Annotated in this window: 9 protein-coding genes, 1 tRNA gene and 1 pseudogene; 5 read left to right on the top strand and 6 right to left on the bottom strand. The window is 41.3% G+C overall.

Going from position 1 to position 8,555, the window contains the following annotated elements; all coding sequences use genetic code 11:
• The 3 genes and pseudogenes from HJG39_RS18570 to HJG39_RS18560 form a co-directional block, all read right to left on the bottom strand.
• A tRNA-Arg gene (locus HJG39_RS18570) sits at window positions 1-77 on the bottom strand.
• 201 nt (window positions 78-278) lie between these two features.
• A complete protein-coding gene (locus HJG39_RS18565) occupies window positions 279-1,058 on the bottom strand; it encodes a hypothetical protein (RefSeq protein WP_268411824.1) in 780 nt (259 codons plus the stop codon).
• Between the two features lie 368 nt (window positions 1,059-1,426).
• A pseudogene (locus HJG39_RS18560) lies at window positions 1,427-1,678 on the bottom strand (type II toxin-antitoxin system ParD family antitoxin).
• A 158-nt stretch (window positions 1,679-1,836) separates the two neighbouring features.
• On the opposite strand from HJG39_RS18560, the gene HJG39_RS18555 reads away from it, so the two are divergent.
• Together HJG39_RS18555 and HJG39_RS18550 are read left to right on the top strand one after the other, a co-directional pair.
• A complete protein-coding gene (locus tag HJG39_RS18555; protein WP_268411822.1) occupies window positions 1,837-2,064 on the top strand; it encodes a ribbon-helix-helix domain-containing protein in 228 nt (75 codons plus the stop codon).
• Between the two features lie 157 nt (window positions 2,065-2,221).
• Window positions 2,222-2,485, top strand: coding sequence for a hypothetical protein (locus HJG39_RS18550; protein WP_268411821.1), 264 nt, complete (start codon window positions 2,222-2,224; stop codon window positions 2,483-2,485).
• A 49-nt stretch (window positions 2,486-2,534) separates the two neighbouring features.
• Here the strand turns inward: HJG39_RS18550 and HJG39_RS18545 are convergent, their stop codons facing one another.
• Window positions 2,535-2,630: a JAB domain-containing protein gene (locus HJG39_RS18545; RefSeq protein WP_268411819.1), complete on the bottom strand. Its 96-nt coding sequence runs from the start codon at window positions 2,628-2,630 to the stop codon at window positions 2,535-2,537.
• A 407-nt stretch (window positions 2,631-3,037) separates the two neighbouring features.
• Here HJG39_RS18545 and HJG39_RS18540 point away from each other — a divergent pair, with 407 nt between their 5' ends.
• The 3 genes from HJG39_RS18540 to HJG39_RS18530 all read left to right on the top strand — a co-directional run bounded on the left by HJG39_RS18540 (window position 3,038) and on the right by HJG39_RS18530 (window position 5,541).
• On the top strand, window positions 3,038-3,442 hold the full coding sequence (locus tag HJG39_RS18540) for a hypothetical protein (protein ID WP_268411818.1): 405 nt from the start codon (window positions 3,038-3,040) through the stop codon (window positions 3,440-3,442).
• Window positions 3,443-4,708 (top strand): relaxase/mobilization nuclease domain-containing protein, encoded by a 1,266-nt coding sequence (locus tag HJG39_RS18535; RefSeq protein WP_268411817.1) that lies wholly within the window; start codon window positions 3,443-3,445, stop codon window positions 4,706-4,708.
• An 80-nt stretch (window positions 4,709-4,788) separates the two neighbouring features.
• Window positions 4,789-5,541 (top strand): hypothetical protein, encoded by a 753-nt coding sequence (locus HJG39_RS18530; RefSeq protein ID WP_268411814.1) that lies wholly within the window; start codon window positions 4,789-4,791, stop codon window positions 5,539-5,541.
• Between the two features lie 110 nt (window positions 5,542-5,651).
• Here the strand turns inward: HJG39_RS18530 and HJG39_RS18525 are convergent, their stop codons facing one another.
• Together HJG39_RS18525 and HJG39_RS18520 are read right to left on the bottom strand one after the other, a co-directional pair.
• Window positions 5,652-7,589, bottom strand: a complete 1,938-nt coding sequence (locus tag HJG39_RS18525) for a DUF4365 domain-containing protein (protein WP_268411812.1) — start codon at window positions 7,587-7,589, stop codon at window positions 5,652-5,654.
• Between the two features lie 170 nt (window positions 7,590-7,759).
• Window positions 7,760-8,371 (bottom strand): tyrosine-type recombinase/integrase, encoded by a 612-nt coding sequence (locus HJG39_RS18520; RefSeq protein WP_268411826.1) that lies wholly within the window; start codon window positions 8,369-8,371, stop codon window positions 7,760-7,762.
• Window positions 8,372-8,555: the final 184 nt, after the last annotated feature.

Raw genomic sequence — 8,555 nt, 5'->3', positions numbered from 1 at the left:
TGGCGCGTGTGGAAGGATTCGAACCTCCGACCGCCTGGTTCGTAGCCAGGTACTCTATCCAGCTGAGCTACACACGCACTGTTTTGCTTAAGCAAATATACACCCGAATATTGTTATTTTAGATAAAATAGCAACGCTTAAGAACTTATTTGATATCGTCTTCGTAAGTTCCCGAGTGCGGAGCGCATTGTACATTTCACTTAAATTAAATCAACCCCTAATTTAAGAAAAGTTGCATAATAGCGCCCCTTCACTCAAATATTAATCAACCTGCTATTTTATTGAGCTTTAAACGCGTGTTGTAAGTGTTGATGTAGCTTTTTAGCAGCTTGTTTTTTGCTGTTATGGTTGGGGTGCAATCCATCACCAATATGTTGCATTCCTCCCCATATATCCAACATCACCACACCGGGAATTTTGCCAACTTCATCTTCAAATGTGGATTTAAGCATGTGATATTGAGCTTCCGTTGCCACACGAAAATCCGGGACGACCTCCCGAAAGCGCTCTTCGAGCAAAGGAAGATCCATATCATCATAACTTGGTAATTGCGGCACTATCACCAAAATATCTTGGCTTTGTAAGTAATGAATCACTTCGAGCGTATTGGCTACGGGTATATTGAGAACATCACGCTTATTTTCGCAAATCCCTGCGATAGAGTGTAAACAATCGTTAAAACGGAACAAAACAGCAGCTTTAGTATGCGTACCATCAGACCACTGCGTTGTATGCTCAATGACCCGCTGAGCTTGTTCCAAAATGCTTAAAAACCCATTTTTCCCATTAGTAGTAGCCCCGCCCTCAGCTTGCTCTCGATACACAATACCATCTGCTTCGTTTATCGACTCGGCTTTTAAATAGTCGGCAATGCCTCGATAAGAAGAACCATTCAAACTGGTCAAACCAACGGTATTATTGGGCGATGCTTCAGGATCAACCAAACTTGCACCTAAAAGCGCGACAACGGGATTATTCACATCAGGCGTAATACGAGTGCTTGATGCAGCAGAGAAAGACAAGTAAAACAGTACAAGTGACACTATTATTTTTTTCATATCCATATCCTATTAACTTTCGTCTTAAATCCAATTACTGCATCCATGCTCAAATCACGAATCATGGACATTGGCCTTACGCCACTAAGCAGATAAAACGCTCAACAGCGCTTAATTAAACTATAGGCATCAAGTTAATAATTTGGGAAATTTTATGTTTAATGGGAGCAATACTAGGAAAGGCTGGAAGCTCTAATGGCATTGAAAGCATAGATAAATTTAACTCCCCTTTACTACCAAGCCATTCACCATAGTTAATTTACGTAGACTGTAATCATCCTACTTTTGATAGTGATAACTGGAGCCTGCATCGATACTGTTTTAATAAATTTGGGGTCTAAAGTCTGGCAAGGGTTCGCTGGACAATTTTACGTATCTACACCCGCATCTTTTTGCGCCTGAGCAATGATCTCGTGCATATCTAATGGGATTGGATCACCGCTATTTTCGCCATCGACAAGCATGTTCCGCAATGCCTCAAGCTTGGCGTTATAAACTTAGTCTTGCTGCATTTTAAGGCGCAAAGCCTCACGCACAACTTCACTGGCATTATTGTACATACTACTTTCTAGTTGCTGCTGAATATAGCTCTCAAATGCTGGGCTTAGGTTTACATTCATCTTCATACTCTCCTGATTCCATCTTAAGCCAGATTGTCCGATATTGTTAATTTTAGACGTGCTCGCATTTAAAGAATGCGCATAAAATGTCGAATATTGACGCTATACGTCATATAGTGCTACTTATAAGAGAGAGGCTTTTTACAGGAGGCAAGAAAATGGCAAGCAGCTTAAACCTGTCGCTCACCGATGAATTACGACATTTTATAGATTCTCGCACGGGCGATTCTGGCGTTTACGCCACACCTAGCGAGTATTTACGCGACTTAATCCGCAAAGACATGGAAGCACAATCCACCCTGTTACACATGATGGAGGGCTTGAGCGACCTCAAACAAGGGCGTTTTTCCAGTAAATCTATTTTAGACATTGCCGAAGAAGATTAAGCCCTAAAGCAAAAAAGATGACAAAAAGAACGACAAGGATGAATAGGCGCTATTTATTGACGCTCACTGCCGAAAATGATTTCAGGCATGCGCGCCATTGGTCAAAAAAACGATGGGGGACTCAGCTAACCCAGCAGTATTTCAAAGACCTACATGAGTGCGCTGGATATATGCCCAAAACCACCACAGCCTTCCTGACCACGAAGAACTCACAGGAGCTTACGGCATTGGTGTTTATCCTATTCGCGAGCATTATATGGTCTATTTCCCTATTGTTCAGGGGATGATTATAATTGTTTCACTTATGCGTCAAACCCGCGATGTCCCTACGGTTATCAAGGCCAACAATTACCTGATCCAACAAGAATTAAAAGCGATTGTGAACAAGATTTCACGCGGTGAAATTCCAAATTTACGCTAACAATAAACCACGATTTATTAAAATGCGGACGTTCCCACACAAGGAACGCCTAAATCATCCCCCTTTGCGCGAAAGACACCACTTCTTCGCCCACGATGATGTGATCTAGCACTTTCATTTCAACAAGGTACAGCGCGTCAATCATAATGTACTCATCAAAATTTGAAAGCTCCTCGGTACACTAAGTGAGCGCGGCAAGCCACGTATTCTTGTGCCTCTGACCATCCAAAAGGCTTTCCAATGTTGCAACCAAAACATTCAAATGGGGTAGAGCCATATACGATAAAATGAGGGTTTTCGAACTCCCGCAATCGTCCGCCCATTCAGGGCTGTAGGGGAATTGGCTAGTAGTGATTCAGGAATGGCGGAGACATCAGTAAAATTCTCGAACCTATTATTTGAGGATTTAGCAGACTGGAATACCTTCCTAGAATACGAATGCCCCGAGGTATATGCAGATGAAAATCCAGCTCTACCTCCCCCAAGTTTAGACATTTAATTGCTGCATTAGAGAGAAAAGCGTGTCTGTTTCCCAAGGGAAACGACACGTTTTTGCATATTGGCTTCACCGCAACCAACTTCGTCAGTGATATGCCTAAAGATACAAAATCTAAGACTGTGCTGTTTCGCCTTTCACAATCCGATCATGAGCGCTTATTACAAGCAGCAGGCGATCTAACACTCAGTGCTTATTTACGCAGCACGTTATTAGAGGGTGAGATCAAAAAGATTCGCACCAATAAAAGGCCACTCAAAGATCAAGAGCAACTTTCATTAGCGCTTGGCAAGCTCATGCAATCGCGCCTGTCTCCCAATATTAACCAAATCGCCAAAGCTGTGAACTGCGGCATGGTCATCATGCCCGATGAAGCAATCGACACGCTTAATTCAGCCCAATCAGAGCTTACAGAGATCCGCAACTTGCTTTTGTCCGCATTAGGCAAGAAAGCGCCCTAGATGATCATTAAAGCCTCACAACGCGGCGGTGCGTCTGCGCTCGCAGCGCATCTTATGAATGGGCACGACAATGAGCATGTCGAAGTTCACCGCATAGACGGCTTTATGGGGGAAAGCATTCATGAAGCTTTTGAAGAAATTGATGCACTAAGCAAAGGCACGCGTTGCCAGCAATATTTATTTTCCGTGAGCCTTTCTCCACCACCAGAAAAACGCGCAACAACCGCGTTATTTGAAAGAACAGCAAAGCGAATAGCTGAGCAAAACGGATTAGAAAATCAGCCCTATGTCATGGTCTTTCATGAAAAACAAGGACGCCGCCACGCGCATTGTGTTTGGTCACGCATTGATGTTGATAATATGCGCGCAATTAATCTGCCATATTTCAAAAACAAGCTTATGGAGATTGGCAAATCCATCTACTTGGAGCAGGGATGGCGCTTGCCCGAAGGCCATATGGATCGCAGCAACAATAACCCGCTAAACTTCACCTTGGCAGAGTGGCAACAAGCCAAACGGCAAAAGCGAGATCCCAAACAGATAAAGCAAGAAATTAAAGAGCTTTGGTTAACCAACCGAAGCAAAAAAGCCTTTGAAAGCGCCATGAACAATAGAGGCTATTATCTGGCTTGCGGGAATCCTCGGCGCTCGTTTGTATTCGTGGACTGGACGGGTCAAGTCCGTTCCTTATCTCGCCACACGGGAGCCAAAACTAAGGAACTATCACAGCGATTAGGTGACGCCGAAAAGTTGCAATCAGTTGAAGAAACCAAGAAGCATATTGATAGTAAGCTTGCCAAAAATATTCAGAGTAATTCTGATCAGCTTTATAAAAACCACCAACAGAACATTGCCCCGCTTTTACAGCAGAAAAAAGCCATAGCAAACGCTCATCAAAAAGAACGAGAAGCCCTTAAAATCAAACAGGAAAAGGCGCTAATTGCACAACGAAAAGCCCAGCAAAAAAGCCTCGCCCGAGGCATCAAAGGATTGTGGCAACGCATTACTGGTGAGCGCCTACGCATCACCCGTAAAAACGAACTTGAAGCACTGCGCCTACATCAGCGCAGCCAACAGACAATGGATGATTTGATATTTAAGCAATTGGAAGAGCGGCAGGAGTTGCAGCAGTTATTTGATGTTTATAAGTTGCGTTATGAAACAGCCTTAAAAATTATTAATTTTAAGAGCCTGAGCCATATGAAATTAGAGAAAAAACAAGCTACTAAAAAATTAGACACAATATTTGAATATAACTTTCAATAGCTAAAAACATAGGCTTAATTGACAGATGCTTGATATATACCAAACTTGAAATTACCGAAACACTTTAAAAGGCATTGGAAATGCTAACTATACGTAACAGCTTAATCTTATCACTTTTTATTATTTTATCCTTTCAATCACAGGCTCAAACGTTAAACGAAATTAGCACATTTGCAGCAAGTATATGCGGAAAAATACCTTTCTCTGGTTCCAATAAAGCATCTGATTTTAAAACAAATTTAAAGGGGCAACTGAACCCGAGTGCTTTAAAAAAAGTTTTTGGTGTTGAGCTATCAGCTGAAGGCACATATTCAGTCAAGGGAGTTGAATACGAAGGTTTGCCCTTCGACTCCCTTCCCTCGCAAGTGAATAACGAAAGGGAATGCAAAAAAGAAATGGCTCTTTTTATGATGTCTGGAAAGATGAATATTGATGATGCAGATAAGGGGTACGGTAGCGTTATCACCTCAAAGAAAAGTGTCCAAATAAATAACTCTCAGAATACAGCAACCAAAATCGGAAGTTTGCCAGCAGAATATGAGATTCAAGGAATGACTATACAGTCAGGCTCTCTTTTTTACTCATTCGGAGTAAAAAAACCCTCAATCGTGAACATTTATGTCACTAACTTGTCAAATGAACTGCGTGTTGAACTAAAAAAAGGAGGTGCTCTAATAAAGAAAGGAATATTTCATCAAAGAAGAGAAGATCGCCCCATGATAAAAAATGTCTTCCTTATGCCTGGAAATGACTACTACTTGTTAATACGCCCACGGCAAAGAGATGAATCAACTGCTTTTAAATTATTATTAAAAGGAACAGCATCTCAGTAGGATATGTCTGCTGAATTTTGGCAGAACCTTTAGATGCTTAAGAGCTAGAATATGGGGCTGACTTTGTGATTCCAATAAGTGTAGCTAAGTGACCGTTAAAATTTCAAACGCTAACTTAGGACTTTCTGTTTCAGTTCAATTGCTAATTCATGATCAGGAAAACGTTCAACAGCTTCCTTCCATATTTTGATAGCATCGCTTTCTGCACCAATATTCCAGTAGATCCCTCCCAGATTGAACCAAGCTAAATCATAATCGGGATCGAGAACAACAGCTTTATGATAAGCGAAAAGGCAGCCACCAATGTCATTTAGTCCTTCGCTTGCGATCGCAACCTGAAACCAGCTTTGAGCATCTGGACAATATTTTTCAGCTTGCTTTATCAAGATTGGTTGAGCTTTTTCATATTGTCCAAGAAAATTTAAAGCGGTTCCCAAACAATAGCCATATCGTTCAGGGTCTAGTTCAAATGCTTTCCTATAAAAAACTTCTGCATCTTCCCAGTTACCATCACATTGTGCCCAATGTCCAATTCGGTCGTACCAGAATGCCGCATCAATATTTTCTTCGTTTATAATTTCTAAAACTTGGTTTTTAAATATTTCAAAACAAGTACCTGTATCGATGCCACCAAATTTGAGCCTCATAAGGCAAAGTAAGCGTTGCTCTTTTACATCGGTAACCTCATGAGAATTTATTAGGAAAGAGTCCCAAAATTTAATCGCTTTTTTAGTTGACTCTATTGAATCTCTCCCAAAGCAGGCAACAACCTTTGCACACCAAGGCCAAACCCAACTGTAAACACCGCCGCTACGAATTAGAGTATTTATTTCTCTGAATGCCCCACTATAATCACCTACATTAAAAAGAGCTTCAATTCTCCATCCCTGAACCGACGAATGCCGTGCATTATCTCTATTCATAAATACAACTTGCTCAAGATGCTCTAATACTTGTTCAAACTTCAAATTATTACGGTAGAAAAGTGCTAATGCAAAATGAGCTTCGTTTAAATTTCGATTTAATTCTAAAGCCCTCTGGTAAAAGGTAATCGCAACATTTTTATCCTTGCTTAAATGTTCCATTGCAGATCCCATGTTTTTGTAACATTGCGCTGCTAGGTCGGAAAGGCTGGGGCTATCAAGCAAAGGTAACGCTTGGTTGTAAGTATCACGTGCTTTTCCGTATTCTTTTAATGCCAACCAACCATTCCCTATAGAATAGAGCAAAGATCCCGCTTCAAAGTAAGGCAGTTCTAAGAAGCTCTGCATCAATTTTATACCATTTCTAACACGTTCTTCGTTTATTTTATAACCATCAATACCGAGATTAATTTCAGCCATGTAGGCTAACATCATATCTTTTGGATACTCCCCAAGTTCAACCTCAAAAAGTTCAAAGGTGTTGCTTATAACTATATCCTCACCCGCGCTATAAAGCCCCTCTATCATGGACTTTGCCTGCTCATAGTTGTTAGGAACGATAATTTTCTGTGTTCTTTTTCCTAAGGCTTGAGATATTTTATCTGGTGGAGTAACTGTAAATAAAATTCGTTCATTTCTAGACATTTTTGCAATCTCTAATGAACTTTTCTTAAGTTTGTTCTGAAACTGTGTATCAAATATCTGGGCAAAATTGACTGTTATGGATTTCTGACTACGCCAGTTAGTTCCTTGATGCTCATACTCCCTTAACACATCATCTACATGACGAACCAATAACCTCCTAGTAAGAACATGAAAACAGACATAGATAGAATTAGGTTGCTGTAAGAGATAATTCAAATTTGTTCTGGCAACTGAAAGACTTACGGAAGTATTACTTAATTGTTTTGAATTGGTTCCCTTCACCTGAACGTGAATGCGTATGTTAGCCACCCCTCCATCTTTGATTACTTCAAGCTGAAAGTCTGTCCCATAATCTTTGCGATCTTCTTTTTGAATTATAAATTCACCAAAATCGCTAACGGCATTTCGAAATGCCGTTTCGGCCTGTTCTTGAATTTCATGATTGTTATCCCTTGTAGGAAAATCGTCTAGATGCTTCAAATCTCTCTCCAAATTGAAATCTCGTCTGGAGTCATAGCTGTGCGGAGCACAGTACCAACTCCAGATTTTTAAAAAACAGACCGTAACTCTAGTCACCAGTAAAAAAGCAATGCAGACCGAAAAGATAATAGGTTCGTATATTCCCCTTTGCAATCTTTAAGAAAATCAATTCACAACTCCAACGTGCAATAAAGGTCACGTACTTCAAACGGCAGGATGCAGAGATATTCAAGGGTTTGGGCTTCGGTGGCGTGACCAAAGGCTTTCATGAGGAGTGCAACGCTGGTGTGGTTGGTGATGCGCTGGTGATACCCCCAAGTCTTCCTAAGCGTATGCGAACCATAATTACCTTGTAGTCCCGCATTATAACACCAATGCTTCACCAGATGGTTTACACCTTCGACCGTGAGGGCTTGGTAACGTCTGCGCTGCGACAGGAAGAGTGGCGCATTTGGGTCGTTAGCGAGTGGATGGCACGTTAGCCAATTCTGAATAGCGTCAACCGTGACCTTGTTTACTGCCGTGGAGCGGTATTCTTTGGTTTTGGATTGTTTAACGTCCAGCAAGTCGCCAGCGTTGAGGGGCGCGACTTGCCCGACCGTCAGGGACACTATTTCGTTCGCTCGATATGCGGTGTTTATACCGAGTGTAAATAAGCAAAGATTGCGCGGTTGGTTGGAAAGATTAGCCTTAATCGCGCGAATAGCATCAAGGCTACGAATGGGCTGTACCTTAATGGATGCGCCCTTTTTCGGATGGTTATCGTTACGTCCTTTTTGCATTTTCATCCGTGACTTTTTGCTGCATCAACTTTTATCTGAAAGTTGACATACTTAAATTATCTCTTTGGTTACAGTGTGTTACGCACATTTAAAGGGGTTGATTTTGACATTTTATCATCCCCTAACTCATTGGTACTGCTCCATGAATTATACCTTTATCAACTTTCAGATATAAGTTAAAGAG

It is taken from the genome of Alteromonas sp. a30, assembly GCF_026788005.1.
Classification (GTDB): Bacteria; Pseudomonadota; Gammaproteobacteria; order Enterobacterales; family Alteromonadaceae; genus Paraneptunicella.
This window is presented reverse-complemented; position numbering and strand designations above follow the sequence as displayed.